Source organism: Streptomyces sp. 3N207, from assembly GCF_052246355.1.
In the GTDB taxonomy this organism is placed as follows: domain Bacteria; phylum Actinomycetota; class Actinomycetes; order Streptomycetales; family Streptomycetaceae; genus Streptomyces.
The window spans coordinates 13,836-33,588 of record NZ_JBQQBV010000024.1 but is presented as its reverse complement, the minus strand read 5'-3'; the positions used below and the strand labels follow the sequence as shown (position 1 = coordinate 33,588).

The window sequence follows — 19,753 nt, the reverse complement described above, 5'->3', positions numbered from 1 at the left end:
GCGGCCGGGCCGCCCTCACCTTCAGCAACTCTACCCTAACGTTAGAGTAGAGGTCGGTGGGGTCGCACGGGACGCGGCTCGCCATGACGGGAAGGGCCAGGGACACGGGCGTGGACGACAAGCACATGCAGATCGGCGAGGTCGCCGCGCGTACAGAGCTGTCGCTGCGCACCATCCGGCACTACGAGGAGACCGGCCTGGTCATCCCCTCCGCCCGGTCTCAGGGCGGCTTCCGCCTCTACACCGAGACCGACGTCGCCCGTCTCATGGTGATCCGCCGGATGAAGCCGCTCGGCTTCACGCTGGAGCAGATGCGCGACCTCCTGGACGCCACCGACCGCCTGGACGGCGACGACGCTCTCGACGCCGGCGAGCGCGAGGCGCTGCTGGAGCGGGTGCAGACCTACCGGCAGGCCGCCGCCGAGCAGGTGGAGAAGCTGCGCATCCAGCTGGCCCGCGCCGAGGACTTCGCCGACACTCTGGGCGCCCGCTTGGAGCAGAACGCTCCGGCCACCCGCGTCTGAAACCGCAGCGTCACCTCCTGGCCGCCACCGCCTCGTCCTGCGGGCTGCGTGGGCCGGGCACGGTCGCGACTGTCGTGGTCAGGTCCAGCTGAAGGCGGCTGTTCATGTCCAGCTCGAACCGGCCGTAGGGGTTCATCACGTGCGTCCAGAACAGCGGGGACAGGGCCCGCCGGTCGGCGTCGGTGAGCCGCTTCTACCACTTCTCCTCGCTCAGGATGTCCTGGAGCAGCAGGGTGTTGACGTGCACCAGCGCAGACTGGAGCAGGTGCAGCTGAGCAGCGCCGCGCCTGGCGGCATGGCGAGTTGGCCGACTGGCGGACCGAGCTACTGGCCGAGGAAGGGTTCGTCTTCGACCCCCGCGACCAGGCGTTCACAGAGTTCGTGGACGTGTGCGCGCTCTACTTCGCCGAGCATCACACCCTCGCCGCACCCCGCGAAGCGGCTATCGCTGGTGTGGCGGTGGGGGAGCGGCTGCACCAGGCCCGCAAGCCTGGTGGGCTGGGTAAGAAGTCCGCGCGGGCTGAGGCCCGGCGGGAGCGGCTGGAGGCCATCGACCCGGACTGGAACCCCGCCTGGTCGCTGTCCTGGCAGCGGCACTACGCGAAAGCCCGCTGGCTCCTGTCCCAGGGCGCCACCCTCGCGGAGCTCCAGCCCGGCGTCAGCCTCGGCGGCGACGACATCGGCACCTGGCTCGCCGAACAACCAGCAGTCTGGAACACCTTGGAAGAGGGCCAGCAGCAGCGCCTCACTGAGCTCGGGGTCCGGCCGGCCGCCACGGCGGCGCTCACCGCCCCGACCATGCCCGCCGGGGCAACACGATGGGAAATCAACCTTGCCGCCGCCCGCCAATTCAAAACCCGAGAGGGACACCTACGCGTTCCACGGGACCACATCGAAACCGTCACCGACAACGACGGGCGCGAACATCCGATTCGTCTGGGCGTTTTTCGGAGTAACGCCCGTACCCGTCACAAGAAACAGAAACTCACCCCCGACCAGTCCCGCGAAGCCCATGAATTGGGCCTACTGGTCTGATCTCAGCCAACTGACCGAGCATTTCCGCACGGTCGATATGCTGTTAGGGCACGTCCGGCGGACTAAAGGCTTGCAACACTGCCAGGCGATGCGCCCCATAAGCTCATGCGAGACGTCGCGCATGGCGGGGTACGGCCCACCGGGCCCCTCGGGTCGTCGGCGTGCTGAATGGAATCACCACGCCGACGACGAGGGGCCCTGTCTCGTCACCACCCGCTGACCAGCCCATTTCACCCTTCGGCACAGGATGAAAGAGGTTCGCACAGGCCCTTGATGGACAGCACTGTCCGCTGCCGGGGAACGGCTTCGCTGTCGGCGTCATCGTCGGCACAGGGTTGGCGACTTGTCCTGGGGATCATGCTGCTGATGTTGGGCGCTCTACTTTTTTGTCGGGCGCATGTAGGTGCGGGAGACCTGTGTTCCTGGGCGGGTCACGGTGAATTCCATGATTTCTCCGCCGCCCTGCGCGCGGTAGATGCGGTACATGTCCTGACGGAACCAGTCACCGACGGCAATATCCTGGTCCGTGGGGCCCACCTGGTAGCTGTCGCTTACCGCCTTGCTGTAGGACTGGGACCACTTCTTGCTGGTCTTCACGCTCAGTCCCTTCTCGATCGTGGTGCTGACGCTTGCGCTGAGTCCCTTGATGCCGAAACCTGCTTCAGCGGTGACGCTGACATTCAGCGTCCGGTCCACCTCCGAGGCGGCCTCTGCTGTGGTGCCCTCGGTGGTCGACCAGGAATGCGTCTGAGTGACCTTGGCAGGGTGCACCTTCCATCCGACCCTGTTCCAGCTGGACCAGCGGCGAATAATGTAGTAAGGGCTATGTTCCCCCTGCCACTGCACGGCGCGCCCATGATCGTTGGCGATGAAGAAATAGGGTACGGCGACCTCGCCTGCAATCTGCCAGGGGGTGTTTTCGGGCGGGACAGAGTAGTCGGTCAGCTCGGGAGCTGCGAGCCGCGGAGCCTCCACCCGGCCCAGTTTCGCCACCTCGGGGAAGCCACCGGGCTGCTCGTCGAAGTAGAAGGTGGTCGCCTCCTTGCGCTCGTCCACGAACCCAATGGCGTTGCCGTCCGACTGGGCGTATTGCGCACTCCCGCGATTCCATAGAATGCAGCCGCCATTTGACTCTTCAATGCGCCAGATGCAGCCGTCCCTATCGACGTCCGGGATGTCGCTGACAGAGACGTCCGTGACCTCTCCGCCGTCGGTCCACAGGATGTGACCGGGGAGAGAATTGGGAGTTCTGTCATCGCCAATCTTGGTCACGGAGGCGAGGAGAAGAGAAGAGTCAGACTCATCGGCCCAATGGATGACATACTTACCGGCATCTTCACCGGGATCATCCTCCGGGCGTTGGTCCATGTAGTTTCCGCACCAGTATGCCGAGTACCCTTCTTCGGGCTGCATCCTGAGTGTGTAGACGTTACCTATCTTCGGCAGTGCCATGAACACCTCCGCGTGCTGAGCTACTTCCGCAGGCCGCTTCCCTCTGTCACGGCGAGTCGACTCGTGCGTGACTGCCCGAGGGAGCCGAGGAAATTCCCAGAATCGCAGGTGTCACCCAAACGAGTGATCGAAATCAAGCCGCTGAAGCCGTCTACCGCGACTGCGCAACACCATCTGACCTGTCCGTGCGCCCACGTCACCACGTGCTGGAGCATCAGGCGGGCAGTGGTCTCCCGGCAGCGAGTGGACGACGCCCACCGGGTTGAGCACCGAGGTGGGCACGTGTGCCCGTGGAGTTGATGGAGTCAACGAGCATCGTCCGGGCGGTCGGCGGTGGGCGGTCAGTCGTGGAGTCGGCCTAGCTAGCGCGCCTTAGCTCTGCCTGGCGGCCTTTGCCGCCTGCTTGAGGTCCTGTTCGGCCACGAAGTGACCATTGACAAACCCGCCGGTCACGGAGCTGTGCACTGCGCGTGCAGGCAGGACGCCTGAGCCAGCGGAGGAGCGAAGGGGCGGCCGGGCCCGGCTGTGGCTGCACTGGCCCGGCCACCGGCCAGTGTGCACGGATCACGCTGGCTTGGCCTCCGGGGCTATCGCGGACTGCCTGGGTGGCCGTCACGGATGGTTTTCACGCACAACACCGGGTCCGGAGCGGGAAGGAGCGTCTTGTCGACGAGGGCCTTGAGGTTGGCAGGCGCGGGGGTGTCCGTTTGCAGGGCGGCCACGTACTCGGCGGCTTCCGCCGGGGGAAGAGCGGGGATCTTCTGCCGCAGCAGCCGTATCGCGGAGGTACGGCCGCGGGCTGCCGTCGTCTTCCGTATCTCCTCATGCAGCTCCTCCACCGGCCCTGGCGTGGGCCGGCCGCGGATGCGGCTGCGGTAGTCCGCCTCCCAGTCCCCAGTGACCGCATCCACCGGACCAATCTGGTGAAGCCCACCGTCGAGCCGGTCGACCAGATAGGGCCCGTTGCCCCCCAGCAGATAACGCGAATCTCCTGTGCGCACATACTCCGGCACCTGGTAGTAGACGATCCAGACCAGCTCGTGCTCCTCGGCGTGCGTGACCACGAGTTCCCTTGCGCCTTCACGGTCCAGGTGTTCCTGGACCAGCCGGACGGCGAACTCCCGCTCAATCACGCATCCGGCCCTTCACGACGGGAGGAGGCCCGCTCTTGTGGGCGTCGTTCGATGCGGACCAGGAAACTGGCGACGCCACAGCCGAGTCCTCCGGCCAGGATGAGACCGGCGTATCCCAGCTGCCGGATGTGCCGGGTGTTGCACTCGACACTGTGCAGGTAGGGGTCTTCCGGAGCGATGGTCGGCCCGCAGGAAGGGCTGCCGTCGTGTGCTCCCTCCTCCTTGAGCGGAACACACAGCATGACCACCACCACGACCACCGCGGCGAGGGCCAGCGCGGCCAGGAACCGGGACCAGGACTTCACCTCATCCTGTGCCTCCCAAGCTTCCACCGCGTCCTGTCCGCCGAGCTCAGCCTCTCCGGCCACACCCAACCCCCTTCGTCTCCCCCTGGGTCCTGCCCGGCGAGATTACGTCCGGCAGCACCATGCCCGGCACCCTCATCGCCCCCTTCCTCGCTTACCCGTGTGGCAGGCCCTACCGGCGAGCCTGCCTTCCGATCCCTTTTCCCTGATCGTGTGGTTTGACCTTCCAGCCGTCGTGCTCTGTGATGTGGCGGCGCTTGAATGCGATCCGTGAACAACCTCTCCCGCGGCCTGATGGCCGCCGCCATCGCCGTGCCCCTTGTGACCGCCGCGGCGCCCGCTGCCACCCCTGCTTCCGCCCAGGCGGCGGTGATCGACTGCCCCAACGGCTACGTGTGCATCTACCCGGACATCAACTTCGGCGGCCAGCCCTGGGTCAAGCGTGCGGTCGACGGCAGCGTGAAGGACCTGCCCACCGCCATCCGCGACCGCGGCAGCTCCATCCGCAACAACTCCGACCGCACCGCCCGCATCTACGAGAAGCGCAACTTCGCCGGCCGGTGGGTGTGCGTCACCAGAAGCGGCGGCTCCATCCACGACCTGCGCGGATACAACCTCAACGACCAGACCCGCTCCCTGCGCATCAACCGCAACGACTGCGGCTGACACCCCCGATGAACTCTGCCGCCGTGCTGCTCCTGGGGTCGCTGAGGAGCCTGGTGGAACCGCGCTGCGCGCTATGGCCTTCGCTGGCGAAGAGGGTCGGGGACACACAAGGGTGGCCGGGCCCGGCTGTGGCTGCACGTGGCCCGGCCACCGCCAGTGTGCACGGATTCCCCGCCCCGCACGGCATGCGCCGGGAGGCGGGCCTGCCGCGGATGAGCTTCTTCCTGTCGGGATCAGCTCAGGCCCGCCACATGCTGGTTCGGCCGGTGCGGATAATGCGTGTATGAGGCGCGAGGTATGTCTGTTCGTCGATGAAGGGCCGTTGCCGGACTCGGAAGCAAGCGTGGAAGAGATCGCCCGCCGGACACACCAGCTGAAAGCGATTCCCCGCCCGGTCACAGCGGAGGAGGCCAAGGCCCTGGTGAAATGCTTCGGCCCGGATGACTGCTATGGCATCGCCTGGACGCTGCTGCATCTCATCGAAACCGGACCGAACCCCGTCCTGACACGCAAGCCAGCGCCGGACGCCAACGAGTGGCACCACATGCTCTGGAAGCGGGCCGTGTGCGGCGGACTGAGTCAGCGACGTTGATGAGTGTCGAGGCCGGGCCTGACCCCAAGCAGTCGCTGGGGGCGGCGGGTTAGAAGTGGTCGGGCAGCCAGGGTTCGAGGTCGCTGGTGCTGCGGATAAGAGTCGCGAGTGCTTGCTCTGACTGTGCGCGGACGCCTGCCGCACGGGCTGAGGTGACGGTCCGGTAGCCGCCGGCGTACCAGACGGCGAGCTGCTGTCTGGTGAGGTGTACGTGGCCCTGGGTGTGGCTTGGGCTGATCTCGGCTGTTCCGTCGGTGATCCGGAGGAGGTACCGGTCCCAGCCGTCGCTCGCGGTTTCGATCTCGATGGGCACGGTGGCGTTGAGGTGTGCGGGCCAGCCGCGGAGGCGGATGGCCTGGGGGATGTCGAGGATGCGCAGCATCCAGGGATGCCACGCCTCGGCGGTGGGCCGGTGGTGATGGAGGCTGTGCAGGAGCAAGGGGGAGGGCGGGAGCGCGCCGCGGCGGAATTCGACGGTTTGGGCACGGGTGTTGTGGCGGCCGAGGAAGGCGAGCATGGCTACAGCGCAGCTGTAGCTGGCGGCCCAGAAGTCGTGGACGACGAGGTGCATGCCGTGGCGCTCGCGCCGTTTCGTGGCCAGGGACAGGACTCCGGCCGTGGGCTGCCCTCGCCGTTGGAAGCGGTAGGTGGTCAGAGAGCTTTTTCTTTGCTTCCAGGGGAACCACCACTCGGGCCGCTCCACGGGACCGTTCCACTGCCGGGCGAGGTCCCGCTGGAGGTCGTGGATATCCGGGGTGACGCCGTGCTCGATGTCGAAGTCCTCGCCGGTGAAAGACCGCTTCAACTCGTCGGTGGCTACAGTCCAGGCGAACACCGACGCGGGGGCTTCCCATCCGAGCCTGCGGGCGTAGCCGGTGGAGGAGGTCGAGATCGCGGAGATGACCGCGCCTTGTTCTTGCAGGGGGCGTAGCCGTTCGGCGGTCATGCGGGTGGCCAGGTGCTCGCCGCGTTCTTCGGGGGCGACGCAGCCGGCACCGAGACAGGCACTGGGGACGGGGGAGCCGCCGAAGAACTGGTTGACCAGCAGGCCCATGCCTCCGGCGACGACCCGGCCATTGCGGGTGGCCACGCGCAGGTCGGCGTTCCCTTTCAGGTCGGTGATGTCGCCGATGCGGTGGCCGTAGGCGCGGACGGCCAGCTCGTCGTACTCCTGCCACAGATCGTCTGTATTGGCCGCAGTGAAGGACAGCTGGTGGTTCATCGCTCACCTTCTAGTAGTCGGTGGCCGCTCGGACCGCTGAGGGATTGATGGGGATGAGGAAGGTCCTGGTGAACGTCAGCACGCGGGTGCCGGACTGGTTGTGGCCGGTGGTGCGGCACGTGACGATGCCGTAGCCGGGGCGGCTCTTGGAGAGTCTGCGGTTGAGGACTTTGGTTTCCGCGTAGAGCGTGTCGCCCACGAAAACCGGGGCTTTGAAGCGGATGTCGTCAAGCGCGAGGTTCGCGAGAGTCAGGCCGCTGGTGCTGCGCACGGTCATGGCTGCGACAAGGTTCAGCGTGACGCCCCCGCACACCAGGAGGCGGCCCCACTCGGTGTGGCTGGCGAAGTGGGCGTCGGTGTGGAGAGGTGCTGCGTTGCCGGTCAGGGCTGTCCCGAGCAGGTTGTCGGTTTCGGTGACCGTCCTCCCAGGCCGGTGCTCGATGATCAGGCCGTCGGTGAGGTCGTCGTATCCCAGGCCGACGTTCTCGCGGATGCGGCCCTCGGTGATGTGCCGGTAGCCGCGGGGGAGTTCCTTGCGCACGGGGGAGCCTCCTGTGTGTCCGTGGGCCCGGCCAGCTCAGCCGTCCACTTCGCGGATGAGTCGCTGGGCTGCGGTGAAGAACGGGGTGCCGACCATCTGGCCGTTCACGGAGGTGATGCCACGTGCGTTCTCCTGGCTGGCGTTGAGGATTGCCCGCGCTCGGGTGACCTCTTCTTCGGTGGGGGAGAAGGTGTCGTTGATGACGGCCGCCTGGCGGGGGTGGACGGCGCCTTTGCCGTAGAAGCCGAGGTCTTTGGCCTTCTCCGCTTCGCGCCGCAGCGCATCCAGGTCGTTCAGGTCGAAGACTGGGGCGTCGATGGCGGGGATACCGGCGGCCGTTGCGCTGTTGACCAGGGCGCAGCGGGCGTACAGCAGGGCTTCCCAGCCCAGTCCGCAGCGGACTGTTGCGGCGTAGTCGGCCGACCCGAAGACGAGGCCGCCGAGCCGGGGTGCTGTCGTGATCGAGGGAAGGGTGTCGAGGGCGCGGGGGGTTTCGATCAGCGCCCAGATGTCGGGTGTGTAGCCCTCGGTGTCCACAACACTGGCGACCAGTTCGATATCCCGGGCTGATTCGGTTTTCGGGACCAGGATGAGGTCGGGTTTGGCCGCATACCCAGCCAGGGCGACCAGGTCTCGGGTCCCCTCCAAGGTGGCCGGCGCGTTCATGCGAACGCCCAGGGTGCACGGCGGGTGCGGCTTTTGTGGACTGGCGAAGAACTGCTCCGCCCTGGTACGGGCGGCCTGTTTGTCCCGCATGGCCACGGAGTCTTCGAGGTCGACGACGGCCACTCCGGCGCCGGCGGTCTGCGCGGCCTCGAACCGGTCGGGGCGCAGTCCCGGTGTGATGATCCAGGCCCGGCCAGGGCGGGTGTGCTGCGGCATGGGGCTCACCTTTCGTCGCGCTTGCGCTGGATGAGGCGGTCGAGCTGGTCGAGGGTGGCCGCGTCCCTGATGTCGGCGTCGGTGACGTCGATGCCGAAGCGTTCGCCGAGCAGGACGGACAGCTCGACGATCGCCAGGGAGTCGAAGCCTGCGTCTTCGAGGCTGGCGTGCGGTTTCAGCTGGTGCGCGGGCAGTTTGAGGTCGGCCTGCAGAAGGACTTCGAGGTCACCGGTCACGGCAGCTCCTTGTTGTCGCAAGGGTCAGCAGGTCAGGTCGGGCCAGGTGAGGGTGGTGGCGCCCCAGGTCAGCCCGGCGCCGAACGCGGTCAGCACGAGGCGGTGTCCGGCCTTGAGGCGGCCGTCGCCGTCCGCTTGGGCCAAAAGCAGGGGAAGGGAGGCGGCGCCGGTGTTGCCCACCGTGTCGATGTTGTGCAGCTGCCGGTCGGTGGGAAGGGCGAGTTGCCGGGCGACGAAGGAGGTGATGCGGGCGTTCGCCTGGTGCGGGACCAGGCGGTCGATGTCCTCCATACGCCAGCCTGCGGCTGCGACCGCCTGGGTGGAGGCGGCGGACATGCGGGCGGTGGCATGACGGAAGACGTCCGCGCCCTGCATCCGCAAGGTTCCCGGGCGTGCGGCCTCGATAAGGTCGGCGTGCGTGCCATCGCTACCCAGCACCATGGGGCCCAGCGCCCCGTCCTCCCACGCTTGCCCGCGGCGCAGCACCATGGCCCCGGCGCCGTCGCCGAAGAGGGGCACGGTCCTGCGGTCGCTTGGGGCCGGGAGCGTCGAGAGCCGGTCGACGCCGATGACCAGGACGGCTTCTGCCACCCGGGCGGCGATGAAACCGGCTGCCGTGGCCAGGGCGTAGAGGAAGCCGGTGCAGCCCGCCGCAAGGTCGAACGCAGGAACACCCCCCAGACCCAGCCGGGAAGCCACGGTGGTCGCGATGGCCGGGCAGCACCGATCCGGCGTCGTCGTGGCCAGCACCAGCGCCTGCACGGGCGCGCAGCCCGTCACTTTCTCGGCGGCCTGTACCGCCAGATCCGCGGTGCCGCTGCCGATGTCGGCGATGTGCCGCTGGGCGATGCCGGTACGGGAGCGGATCCACTCGTCCGAGGTGTCCAGGTGGGCGCTCAGCTGCGTGTTGGAGACGATGGCCGGCGGCAGTGCCGCGCCGATGCCGCAGATGACCGCGGAGTCGGGTTCGTTGGAAGGCTGCATCATGCCTCCTTGAGCGTGTCGGCGACGTGGCCGATCAGGTCTTCCTGTCCTGCGACGACCTGGCGCTCGCCGAGCGCGAAGAACAGATCGAGTGGATCGACGCCCGCGCGGCGAGCGACATCCAGCACGGGCTTCTTGAACCCGGAGAACACCCCGGCCAGGCCGCTGACGAGGCTGACGGAGTCGACCACCGGCGGGCCCTTCATCAGCCGCTCCTGTGCGATGTCCGCCGCCGCCAGAAGCTTCCGCAGGTCGATGCCGGTGCGGTGGCCCATGCGCTCCAGGACGGCCACGAGAACTTCCAGCTGGGTGTTCCCAGCGCCTGCTCCAAAGCCGCGCGCGGTCGCGTCGATGACCTGGGCGCCGGCCTGCAGTGCGGCCACAGAGTTCGCGAGGGCCATCCCCAGGTTGTTGTGGCCGTGGAAGACCACCGGGACATCGACCGCCGCAGTGATGGCCGTGATCCGTTCGGTGACATCGGTGGGGAGGTAGTGGCCTGCGGAGTCGAAGATCCCGACTGCCTGCGCGCCGAACCCGGCCAGCAGGGCGCACTGTTCGGCCAGCTGGCCGGGGCTGGCCATGTGGCTCATGAGCAGAACACCCTGAGCCTCGGCGCCCAAATCCCGCACAACTCCGAGGTGGCGTTCGGTCACATCGGCCTCGGTGCAGTGCGCGGCGATCCTCACAACCTGCGCACCGAGCGCGACGGCACCGCGCAGATCCTCGGAGGTGCCCCAGCCCGGGGCCATGAAGACACCCAGCCGGGAGTGAGCAAGCGCGTCACGGACGACTTTCAGCATGTCCGCGTCGGCGAGGCGGGACCGGCCGATCTGCAAGGAGGAGGCGCCCAGCCCGTTGCCGTGGCCGACCTCCACCACCGGCACGCCGGCGGCGTCGGCGGCCGCGGCGTAGTCCCGCAGTTGGTCGGCGTCCAGCTGGTGGCGCACCGCGTGGTGGCCGTCCCTGAGCGTGGGATCGTGGATCAGCACCCGGGCACTCGCGGCCTTCGTGGCGTCGTCCATGAGGGCATTTCCCTTTCAGCAGGAACGGGCGGCCGCGTACTGCTCAGCCAGGAGCACGGCTGCCGCGTTGATGAGGTCGAGATTTCCTGCATAACGGGGGATACGGCCGCCGGCGGCGGTCACCTCCACCGCCACACAGATCCGGTCGTCGTCCACCGCCAGAGACGTGATGGCAAACCCCGGCGCGTACGCGCGCACCTTTGCGGCAGCGGCCGTGACGGCCGAGCGCACCAGCCTGGGCCGGAGGCCAGGTGCCAGGACAGTCATGGCAACGCGGAACGGCGGCGCCGGGCGGGCGGGGGTGAGGTTGACCATCACCTTCGCCTCCGGCACGCCGGTGAAGCAGCGGATGGCGGCCTGAGTCAGGGCGATGTACTGGTCCAGGTTGCGGCGGGTGGCCGGGCCCGCGCTTGCGCTCGCCCCGGTGGAGACCACCTCGATGTACTGCGGCACACAGTGCCGGGCCACAGCGTGCAGGACGGGGAGTGCTGCCTGGCCGCCGCAGCTGACGAGATTGATGTGGCGGTGCTCCAGTGCTGCCTGTCCGTTGACGGGCGGGACGACCATCGTTCCCAGCTGGGTGGGGGTGAGATCGATGAGTGTCGTGCCGGTGGAGCGCAGCCGGGCCCAGTGCTCGGCGTGGGCATCGGCACTCGACGCGTCGAAGACGATGCCGCACGGCTCGGACTCCAGCAGCGCCTCGATCCCGCCAGCGGATGTGGCACACCCCATGTCGGCCGCTCGTCGCAGGCCCAGGCTTGCGCGATCCCGGCCCACCACAAGACGGCAGTCCAGCGTCTTCGAGTGGTGCACCTTGCTGACGAGGTCCGTGCCGATCAGACCTGCTCCCAGGACCGCCACGTTCTTTTTGGCATCGGGCATGGCCGCTCCCTTTCGTGGGCGAGGACGGGGGCGCGGCCGGACATGGCCGCGGCTCGGGGAAGGAGGGGTAAGAGCAGGAGTCAGGCGATGCGCAGCTGCACAGGCGGCAGGTGCGGCGCCCTGGCCCGCACGGTGGCTCCCGCCTGCAGGGGGATGCTGGCGTGCACCGCCCCGGGCAGCATGAGGTCACCGGCCCGCAGCCCCCGTGATGCGGAGATGTGGCTCAACCGGTCTGCCAGCCACGCCAGGGAGCGGAACGGATCACCGAGGACGGCCCGGCCTTCCCCGGTGGCGACGGCCTGGCCGTTGACACTGACGACCAGCTGCTCGGCAGCCAGGTCCCACGTCGGTTCGAGCGGAACCATGGGCCCGGTGACAATCCGCGCGCAGGAGGCGTTGTCCGCGATGCTGTCCGCCACGCAGATGCGCCAGCTGGCGAACCGGGTATCGATCACCTCCAGGGCGAGGAACACGTGGGAGACCGCGTGCCTGGCGGCCTCCAACGTGACGCCAGAGCCTTTAAGATCGCGGCCGAGCCGGAAGGCGATCTCCGCCTCCACCCGCGGGGCCAGAAACTCCCCCAGCGGCAGCTCGCCGCCGCTGGGCAGCACCATGTCATCCAGCAGGACACCCGAGTCCGGCTCATCGACACCCATCTGCTCCTGCATGGCCCGCGAGGTCACCCCGGCCTTGTGCCCGACCACGCGGGCCCCGGCGGCAACCCGGCGCTCGACGGAGACGGCCTGAATCCGATACGCGTCTTCAAGGGCCAGGCCGCCTCCCTGTCCGGTCAGCGGAGCCACCGGCACCCGGGAACGCTCTGCCGCCAGCAGCGCCGCTGACACACAACTCCATTGGCTTCTCCGCTCGTCCATGGATTCCCTCCCAGGCTCGTGGGTGGCCAGATCGGGCACGTGCACTGTTGTCGAGCCGGTCGCCCGCACGTTGGTCTGCGCGCAGAACGGAGCCCACGGGCTTTGAACGCTCCGGGCCTCTTCTTTCTGGCCTGATGCTGAGTCAACCCCGGGCAGCCCGGCGGCGGTACGGTGGCGGGGAGGGCAAGCGGTATATCGCGTATATCGGGCAGGTGCACATGACCACGCGCACGCTGAACCACCGGCTCCGTGACCTCGTCGCCGAATCCGGACTGACCTATGAGGCCCTGGCCAAAGCCGTCCGCGCGGTGGCCGCGGAATGCGGCACCTGCTTACGGACCAACAAATCCACCATCGAGCACTGGATCGCCGGCGCCACACCCCGCGGGGAGACCAGCCGCTACCTGGCCGTCGCCCTCTCCCGGCGTCTCGGCCGCCTCCTGACCACCGCCGACCTCGGCCTTGACACCGAACAGGAGGCAGCAAGTGACACCATCGGACTGTCCCTCGGGGCCGACCCGCTGGATGCCCTGCTGCCGATGTGGAGGTACGAGTTGGACCGGCGCAGCTTCCTGACACCCCTCGCCTACTCCGTGGCCGCCGCCTCCCTGCCCCTCTCCCACGTCCAGGAAATCGCCGCCCGCACCGCCGCCGCCCGCACCGGCCACACCGTCGGCATGCCCGAGGTGGCCGCCGTACGCGACATGATCACCGCGTTCTCCGAGATGGACGAGCGCCACGGCGGACAACACGGCCGCAGTGCCCTGGTCACCTACCTACGCGACGACGTCGCCCCTTTGTGCCGGGCCCGCTTCCGCACCGACGAGGCCCGGCGGCAGATGCTCTCGGCCGCCAGCCGCGGCGTCCACCTCCTGGGCTGGAAGAGCTACGACGCCGGCCAGCAAGGACTCGCCCAGCGCTACTACGTCCAGTCCTACGCGCTCGCCGCCGAGTCCGGCCTCACCGGACACGACGGGTTCGTGATGCGCACGATGGCCATGCAGGGCCTCAAAATCCAGCGCCCCGAGCACTGCCAGGACCTTGCCGAGACGGGTCTCAACCGCGCCAGAGGGCACGTGGACGCCCAGACCGAATCCCTCTTCCGCATCGTCAACGCCCATACCCTGGCCAAGGCCGGGAGACGCCGGGCCGCCCTTGCTGAAGCCCATCAAGCCCGGCTCCTCCTGACCACGGCCCCCGGCGACGACCTACCGTTCTGGGCCCTGACCTGGGGACCGCCAGCAGCCTCGGTCTACTCCCGCACCGCCAAGGTCCACGAGACCCTCGGCGACCACCGGGCCGCCGCCGAACAGTACAAACTGGCCGCCGCCTCCCGCCCGGCCACAACCTACGCCCGGATCGTCGCCCTCGACCTGGTGGCCAGCGCCGAGACACACCTCAAACGCGGCAGCATCGAGCAAGCATGCGTCACCTGGCACCAGGCCCTCGACCACATGACCGGAGTACGCTCCGTCCGTACCCGAAAAGCCGTCCGCCGCATGCGAACAGACCTCGCCCGCTTCCGCGCCCGCGGCCTGCGCTGCGCAACCGAACTGGACGAAAGAGCCCGCGACCTCCTGGCCAGCACCTGACCGAGGCGCTGATACCTCTCAGCTCCCGGCCCCATGCCCAGCGTCGGTGTAGCGGCTCACGACCGGTTCCAGGTAGTCCGCATGCGGGCCACTCAGGCCGGCAAGCTCCCGCGAGGAGCCCACGAAAGCGATCCGGTCCAGCTCCGGCTCCCGCCCCTCGGCCCGCTCAGCGGCCGACGCGGCCTCGAAGCGCTCACGCAACACCTCCGCAGGCTGGGCAGGCGCGAGGAAGACCAGACCGATGCTGCGGTTCTCCCCACGGGTAACAGCCCAGTGCCGCAGCTCGTCCGCCCCAAGGTGAACGCCCGTCTCCTCGATCAGCTCCCGCGCGGCATGGCCACGCACAGCAGCTTCATCGAGCAGCTGCCCCTCCTCGGGAGGCTCAAGGGAGCCTCCCGGAAGCTGCCAGCGCCCGGAAGCCGCCGTCGAGGTCGACATCCGCGCCACCAGCACCCGCCCGTCACCGGTCGGCTGCACCACATTCACGAACAGTGAAGGCAGCCACGACGTGTTGCCCGGAACACGGCGCAGGGCGTAGTGCCGGTAGGTCACCCGCGCCCAGGAGAGAAGGAGAGTCTGCGTTCCCTCCCATTCCACTCCTGCGCACGCCACCACCGGACCGTCGAACAGGCTGGGGTTCGCCCGCACCGCCTTCTCCCAGGCACGATCCCGAGCCATCTCCTCCTTCCGCGACAACGAGGGCGCCGCGACCTCTCTCAGCCGCAGATGTTCGGCCACGAAGAGATCAGCACGCACAGGAGGCAACGTCTCAGTCACGCGAACATCGTAGAGGCGACCTCAGCACCGAGACGGGATCTGCTGCACGACACCCCTGGGACTGCGGGACACCAAACCCGCCAACCACCGGCTTCCGGCAGGACCGTTGAAGAGGGCATCGTCCATACCCGGGAGTTCACCACGCTCGTCCGCGAGCGGGGGTGACGTGGTGACGCGGACCGCTCGCCGGCGTTGGGGCCAGGGCATCCATGCCGATCTGAGGTGACGGCGCCCGCATCAGCTGAGTCAACGAGCATCGTCCGGGCAATCGGCGGTCATTCGCGGAAATCGGCCTTTGAGGGGAAGGCGTCAAGAGTGCAGCCTCGGCGGTGCGCGATGTCGGTGACGTAGGCGTGGAAGGCGGCGCGCTCACGTGTCGGCGCGAACTCGTTGTACGGGTGCGGCATGCTCACCACGTGTACGGCCGGGCGGCCGCCACAGGTGGTGGAAGCCCACCAGGCGCCGTCTGCTGCTCCCGCGCTGCCCGTCGCGATGAGCTTCTCGTCTCCGTCGTGCTTCACGCGTACGTAGCGCGCGCGGTCCCCGAAGAAGCTGTCGAAGCGCATCCACCAGGGGGCGAGCCGCAAGGTGTAATCAAGCTCCACATCCACATGCTCTGTCTGCCGGGGGAAGCGCTGGGATAGCTGAGCGGCTTGTGAGGGGCTCACCCCCAGTACACAGCTTTCCTGCCAGGACCCCTTGCTGGTTTGGGTGCCGAGTGTGCGGTCAGGCAGTGTGCCGCGTCCCTTGCCGCGGACCAGCCTGGCGTACCAGCCGCAGGTGCCGCGGGCATCCTCGGCCGCGTGCAGCCGCATCGAGGTGGCCGGTATCCGGCGTGGCGGGTTGGTCGCGTGCGCGCGGCAGCCGAGTTCGTGCGCTGCCCGGCGGGTGGCCTGCGCGGCGAGACCGTCTGCGCGTACCGGCCATGCCGCGGTGTGCGAGCGCTGGCTTACTGGCTGTCGAGTTGCTCGCGGGCGCGTGCCAGGTATCGGCGTGCCGAGTCGACGTGAACTGCATAGCGCTGGGCCACCTCGTCGGCGTTCGGCTTGGCACCGTCCCGCAGCTGCTCGACGATCTCGTTGACGCGTTCCTCGGCGGTCTCATGGATGGGGTGATGGTGCAGGGCACGTGGGGCGGAGTCGGTGGAGCCTTTGGGTCGGCCGGCCTTCTTCGGGGTGAGGATGTGCCGCGGCCACCAGCGGATGCCAGCGATCTCGAGGTACCGGTGAACTGGCCGGTTTGTACGCCGGTCCGCAAGGTCTTGACGTTGATGCCCCGGGCGTCGGCAGCCTCGTGGTCGGACAGCAGGTCCTCGGGATGCTTCTCCTCTTCTTCGAGGTCCTCATCGCGGGTGATCACGGTGGGCATCTCAGCACCAGAGGCGAAAAAGGCGTCGACCTGCTTGGGGTCGTAGGCATCAAGCCGGTCCCTGTCAGTGGTCAGCGAGGGGACGCGGGCCTTGAACTTGGCGCGTTCGGACTTCTTGGAGGTGCGCCAGGTGTCCCATGCGTAGCCGGCGGCGCGGGCAACGTCGTGTTCGGTCACGGCGCCGAGGTGGACTCGGTCGTGGCGGATCATAAGGATGCTCCTGGGCAAGCTCGTTGGTAAGGCGGACGGGTAGTTATGCTGGATTCCTTCCTCGCGTTCCTGCGGAATGCCGTCACCCCCTTGGGGGTGTCCCGCGGGAGTCAACGTGAGGTGTTGGGAGAGCGGGCCCCTTCGGGGCCCGCTCGTTTTTTCTGGTCAGACGTGCCCACTCCCGCGTCGAATTCGCTCTCGCCGCTCATCCCCACCCTCCGACATCGGGCAGGCGTCCATGCCTTCGCACAGGCGAGACGTTGCTGGAGGACACCCTGATCGTCCGCGTCACCGGGGACACGGCTGCCCACGCGGCCTGGCTGTCGACTTGGTGGGACTAGTCCGTCCGGTCGATCAGGTGCCCGGTACTGTCAGGTGGTCTTGAGAGCGAACGAGGAAGGCAGGGGCGGGGTTTGATGACTGACGGAGGGTCAGCGGAGGTCTTCACCGCACTTGCGGAGGATGATCCCACCTCGGTCGCCGGGTACCGGCTCGCGGCCCGCCTCGGCGCGGGCGGCATGGGCAAGGTCTACCTGTCCTACACCCCGGGCGGACGTCCCGTTGCCATCAAGGTGATCCGTCCTGAGTTCGGTGAGGCTCCGGAGTTCCGGCGCCGTTTCCAGCAGGAGGTGCGGGCCGCGGAGCGGGTGCAGGGCCTCTATACCGCGCCGGTGATCGACAGCGACACGGAGGGTCCGCATCCCTGGCTGGCCACTGCCTACGTGCCCGGGTCCCTCGGTCGCCGAGGCGGTGGCTGTGAACGGGCGGTTGCCGGTGGAGACGGTGCTGTTCCTGTTCGCCGGGATCGCGGAGGCGCTTGAGGTCATTCACAAGGCGGGCATCGTCCACCGGGATCTGAAGCCCTCCAATGTGCTGCTCGCGGAGGACGGGCCGCGTGTCATCGACTTCGGTATCGCGCGTGCCGCTGATGCTACTTCGCTGACCAGCAGCGGGGTCACCGTCGGCACCCCCTCGTTCATGGCGCCGGAACAGGCGGAGGGGCAGCGGGTGAGCGGGGCCACCGACATCTTCGCGCTGGGGCAGATCGCGGCGTACGCCGCGATGGGCACCCCGGCGTTCGGTGAGGGAACCTCGCACGGTGTGCTCTACCGCATCGTCCACGCCGAGCCCGGGCTGGACGGTCTCCCGGACGAGCTGCGGGAGCTGGTCACCCGCTGTCTGGCCAAGGCGCCGGAGGACCGGCCGGGGCTCGATGAGATCCTGCGGATGTGCCAGACCGCCTCCGGCGACAGCCAGCTGCGGCGGCCCGGCGACTGGCTGCCCGGCGCGGTGGTGGCCGACATCACCCGGCGGGCTGTAGCCCCCGCACCCGTGAAGGACCTGCTCCCGACGCAGACCGCCACTCCGGGCGCTGCCGCCCTGCCGGCGGGGACGGCACCGGTAACCGTGCAGGAGACGCCCCAGCCTTCCGGGCCGCCGACACCGCCCCCGCCGCCGACGCCCCTGGCTGCCGCCCCGACTATGGCCGCACGCCCAGTCGGCCCCTTCCAGCCCGCGCCGCACCCCGGCGGCCCGTACCCTCCGGTGGCCGGTTACGCCCCGCGCCCCGGTAGCCCGCACCCGCCCGCGTACCCACGGCCGCTGCCGCCCCGCCGGAGGTGGGACCGGGGGAAGACGATCGCGGCGGTGATCGGGGGCGTCTGCGTGCTGTTCTACGGCGGGCTTTTCGCGGTGGGCAACATGGACTACAGCTCCGAAAGTTCCGACAGCTCCAGCTCCGAAAGTTCCGACAGCTCCAGCTCCGAAAGTTCCGACAGCTCCGGCGGCTCGGCCGAGGGGAAGGCGAAGCCGAGGCCGAATCCCAAGCCCGCGACGTACAAGGGCATCAATGTGCCTTCCAACCATGATCTCGTCTTCTCTGACGACCCTCTGAAGCCTCGACAGCTGGATGACGGCGGACTGAGCTCAGCGCTGAACTACAACCACTGGACGTCGGACCCGTCACTGAATATGAACGGGCCCAACGACAAGCTCGTCCTGCTCAACAACTCCCAGAAGGGTTCGCTGCAGACCTGCAGCAACGAGACCCGCTTCACCGACAGTGTTGGGCTGGACCAGCTCTCGCCCGGCTCCCAGATTTGCGTCCAGACCAGCTCGGGCCACGTCGCCCTCGTCACCTACCGAGGGCGCTCCTCCGAGGCGGACCCGAGCGACTACGTCAAGCTCGACGTCACGGTCTGGCGCAACGCCATCGAGGCGAAGGACGAGTAGGCCGGCGACGCCCTTCCCGCGAAGGCGGCCCCCGTGCTGTTCGCCAAGAGCAACACGCTGGACATGCACCGACCTCGGTCGGCAACACGTTTCGGGCGCCACGCAGATGAGTTCGGACCGGCGCTGGCTCGGCCACGTCGTCGCAGAACGTACTCAACGGTAGGCCACTCGATGCCAGCCGATGAATGTCACCGATCGGGCAGCTTGCGACGGAGGTTGTCCATCGACTTCGTCACGTCTTCGAGCTGGTCACCGAGCACGCGCATACGCCACTGCATGTGCTCCATTCGCGCAGCGACCGCCATCGACCGGTGGCTATCCGGCGGCTCGGACCGCCTTGAGGGGTGTGGGCTGGCGTTTGGGCGGTGCGGTCTCGTACATCGGGGCGGTGATCTCGGGCAGTTCCCCGTCCTCGATGCGCTCAGCGGCGTCCTGGACGGCCTCCTCTTCGGTCAACGTCTCGACTGGCGCAAGCTCCTTGGCATCGCTGCCGTCATCGCCGGAGTCGTCGGCCTCCAACTCAGCGGAGCAGCGTGATACCTCAGGACGCCAACCCCGCGCCACGCCACCTTGCCGAAATCGTTCACGAGGAAGGAACTCACATGTCCAGCGACACCGCCACCACCCACAAGAACGTCACCGCCCGCAGCGACCGAGCACGAGCATGGCTCGTCCTCCTCCTCGCCGGAGCCTTCGAGGTCGGCTACGCCCTCTCCGTGCCTCTTGGCAGCTACCCAGACGGAACTTCCACCGGCAGGCGACAACGAGCTTACGAAGATCAATTACGTCATCAAGACCTCCGAGTCTGCTGGGCGCACGAAAGCGCGAGGCTAAGCTGGCACGGCTTGAGTGACCTCCAACGGCGGGGATGAGAATGTCTGAATCTGGCGGGGACGGCATCGATGACGGTGACATCGGTCTGGCCGAGTGGATCGCCGCACTGCGCGCTGAACTCCAGGCTTGTCAGAGCCGGGTGCGGGAGGCTGGTGACGATCTACGGTTCGCGGTGGGGCCGGTTGAGCTTGAGCTGGAGGTGACCTCGGGCCGGGAAGCCGAAGGACGGGGTGAGGTGAAGTTCTGGGTGGTCGGCACGGGTGGGTCGGCTCGGCGGAATGAGCAGATCCGGCAGCGGATCGCGCTGACCCTCACTCCCGAGTCGTCAGACGGGCAACCCGTGCGGGTCAGTGACCGCCTCGGCGAGCGCCCACGGTAGCCGGGCCCCT

At 68.2% G+C, this 19,753-nt stretch carries 20 protein-coding genes and 2 pseudogenes; 8 read left to right on the top strand and 14 right to left on the bottom strand.

All coding sequences use genetic code 11. The annotated features are described in order from the left end of the window. Positions 1 to 110: 110 nt before the first annotated feature. Positions 111 to 524 (top strand): MerR family transcriptional regulator, encoded by a 414-nt coding sequence (locus ACTWP9_RS29300; protein ID WP_443249318.1) that lies wholly within the window; start codon positions 111 to 113, stop codon positions 522 to 524. Positions 525 to 534: 10 nt separating this feature from the next. On the opposite strand, the gene ACTWP9_RS29295 is transcribed toward ACTWP9_RS29300, so the two are convergent. After that, complete coding sequence (locus tag ACTWP9_RS29295; protein ID WP_443249317.1) at positions 535 to 660, bottom strand: hypothetical protein; 126 nt, start codon at positions 658 to 660, stop codon at positions 535 to 537. Positions 661 to 827: 167 nt separating this feature from the next. On the opposite strand from ACTWP9_RS29295, the gene ACTWP9_RS29290 reads away from it, so the two are divergent. Beyond that, complete coding sequence (locus ACTWP9_RS29290) at positions 828 to 1,559, top strand: helicase associated domain-containing protein (RefSeq protein WP_443249316.1); 732 nt, start codon at positions 828 to 830, stop codon at positions 1,557 to 1,559. 378 nt (positions 1,560 to 1,937) lie between these two features. Here the strand turns inward: ACTWP9_RS29290 and ACTWP9_RS29285 are convergent, their stop codons facing one another. The 3 genes from ACTWP9_RS29285 to ACTWP9_RS29275 form a co-directional block, all read right to left on the bottom strand. Beyond that, positions 1,938 to 3,011: a hypothetical protein gene (locus ACTWP9_RS29285; protein ID WP_443249315.1), complete on the bottom strand. Its 1,074-nt coding sequence runs from the start codon at positions 3,009 to 3,011 to the stop codon at positions 1,938 to 1,940. A gap of 587 nt (positions 3,012 to 3,598) precedes the next feature. Continuing rightward, entirely contained in the window at positions 3,599 to 4,144 is a 546-nt protein-coding gene (locus tag ACTWP9_RS29280) for a YrhB domain-containing protein (protein WP_443249314.1), read from the bottom strand. After that, positions 4,141 to 4,512: a hypothetical protein gene (locus tag ACTWP9_RS29275; protein WP_443249313.1), complete on the bottom strand. Its 372-nt coding sequence runs from the start codon at positions 4,510 to 4,512 to the stop codon at positions 4,141 to 4,143. Before ACTWP9_RS29275 ends, ACTWP9_RS29280 begins: the two co-directional genes overlap by 4 nt. Positions 4,513 to 4,719: 207 nt before the next feature. Between ACTWP9_RS29275 and ACTWP9_RS29270 the strand changes: the two genes are divergently transcribed. Together ACTWP9_RS29270 and ACTWP9_RS29265 are read left to right on the top strand one after the other, a co-directional pair. Then, on the top strand, positions 4,720 to 5,115 hold the full coding sequence (locus tag ACTWP9_RS29270; RefSeq protein WP_443249312.1) for a peptidase inhibitor family I36 protein: 396 nt from the start codon (positions 4,720 to 4,722) through the stop codon (positions 5,113 to 5,115). A gap of 283 nt (positions 5,116 to 5,398) precedes the next feature. Continuing rightward, positions 5,399 to 5,707, top strand: coding sequence for a hypothetical protein (locus tag ACTWP9_RS29265; RefSeq protein WP_443249311.1), 309 nt, complete (start codon positions 5,399 to 5,401; stop codon positions 5,705 to 5,707). A 49-nt stretch (positions 5,708 to 5,756) separates the two neighbouring features. Here the strand turns inward: ACTWP9_RS29265 and ACTWP9_RS29260 are convergent, their stop codons facing one another. From ACTWP9_RS29260 to ACTWP9_RS29225, 8 genes are all read right to left on the bottom strand, one after another. Then, complete coding sequence (locus ACTWP9_RS29260) at positions 5,757 to 6,929, bottom strand: GNAT family N-acetyltransferase (protein WP_443249310.1); 1,173 nt, start codon at positions 6,927 to 6,929, stop codon at positions 5,757 to 5,759. 10 nt (positions 6,930 to 6,939) lie between these two features. Then, positions 6,940 to 7,470, bottom strand: a complete 531-nt coding sequence (locus ACTWP9_RS29255; RefSeq protein WP_443249309.1) for a MaoC family dehydratase — start codon at positions 7,468 to 7,470, stop codon at positions 6,940 to 6,942. Between the two features lie 36 nt (positions 7,471 to 7,506). Next, positions 7,507 to 8,352, bottom strand: a complete 846-nt coding sequence (locus tag ACTWP9_RS29250) for an HpcH/HpaI aldolase/citrate lyase family protein (protein ID WP_443249308.1) — start codon at positions 8,350 to 8,352, stop codon at positions 7,507 to 7,509. 5 nt (positions 8,353 to 8,357) lie between these two features. Further along, positions 8,358 to 8,588 (bottom strand): acyl carrier protein, encoded by a 231-nt coding sequence (locus ACTWP9_RS29245; protein ID WP_443249307.1) that lies wholly within the window; start codon positions 8,586 to 8,588, stop codon positions 8,358 to 8,360. A gap of 24 nt (positions 8,589 to 8,612) precedes the next feature. Then, entirely contained in the window at positions 8,613 to 9,575 is a 963-nt protein-coding gene (locus ACTWP9_RS29240) for a beta-ketoacyl-ACP synthase 3 (protein ID WP_443249306.1), read from the bottom strand. Beyond that, entirely contained in the window at positions 9,572 to 10,594 is a 1,023-nt protein-coding gene (gene dmpG / locus ACTWP9_RS29235) for a 4-hydroxy-2-oxovalerate aldolase (protein WP_443249305.1), read from the bottom strand. Before dmpG ends, ACTWP9_RS29240 begins: the two co-directional genes overlap by 4 nt. A 15-nt stretch (positions 10,595 to 10,609) precedes the next feature. Then, positions 10,610 to 11,476 (bottom strand): acetylating acetaldehyde dehydrogenase, encoded by an 867-nt coding sequence (locus tag ACTWP9_RS29230; protein ID WP_443249304.1) that lies wholly within the window; start codon positions 11,474 to 11,476, stop codon positions 10,610 to 10,612. A gap of 80 nt (positions 11,477 to 11,556) precedes the next feature. Beyond that, entirely contained in the window at positions 11,557 to 12,351 is a 795-nt protein-coding gene (locus ACTWP9_RS29225) for a 2-keto-4-pentenoate hydratase (RefSeq protein ID WP_443249303.1), read from the bottom strand. A gap of 218 nt (positions 12,352 to 12,569) precedes the next feature. Between ACTWP9_RS29225 and ACTWP9_RS29220 the strand changes: the two genes are divergently transcribed. Continuing rightward, entirely contained in the window at positions 12,570 to 13,943 is a 1,374-nt protein-coding gene (locus tag ACTWP9_RS29220; protein WP_443249302.1) for a hypothetical protein, read from the top strand. An 18-nt stretch (positions 13,944 to 13,961) separates the two neighbouring features. Here ACTWP9_RS29220 and ACTWP9_RS29215 read toward each other — a convergent pair whose 3' ends face one another. Both ACTWP9_RS29215 and ACTWP9_RS29210 read right to left on the bottom strand, forming a co-directional pair. Further along, a complete protein-coding gene (locus ACTWP9_RS29215) occupies positions 13,962 to 14,720 on the bottom strand; it encodes an NUDIX hydrolase (RefSeq protein ID WP_443249301.1) in 759 nt (252 codons plus the stop codon). A 275-nt stretch (positions 14,721 to 14,995) separates the two neighbouring features. Next, on the bottom strand, positions 14,996 to 15,325 hold the full coding sequence (locus ACTWP9_RS29210) for a hypothetical protein (protein ID WP_443249300.1): 330 nt from the start codon (positions 15,323 to 15,325) through the stop codon (positions 14,996 to 14,998). A 1,389-nt stretch (positions 15,326 to 16,714) separates the two neighbouring features. On the opposite strand from ACTWP9_RS29210, the pseudogene ACTWP9_RS29205 reads away from it, so the two are divergent. From ACTWP9_RS29205 to ACTWP9_RS29195, 3 genes and pseudogenes are all read left to right on the top strand, one after another. Beyond that, positions 16,715 to 18,530: pseudogene (locus ACTWP9_RS29205) on the top strand (serine/threonine-protein kinase). A 429-nt stretch (positions 18,531 to 18,959) separates the two neighbouring features. Beyond that, a pseudogene (locus ACTWP9_RS29200) lies at positions 18,960 to 19,067 on the top strand (DMT family transporter); the annotation flags it as partial. Positions 19,068 to 19,404: 337 nt separating this feature from the next. Next, complete coding sequence (locus ACTWP9_RS29195) at positions 19,405 to 19,743, top strand: trypco2 family protein (protein WP_443249299.1); 339 nt, start codon at positions 19,405 to 19,407, stop codon at positions 19,741 to 19,743. Positions 19,744 to 19,753: the final 10 nt, after the last annotated feature.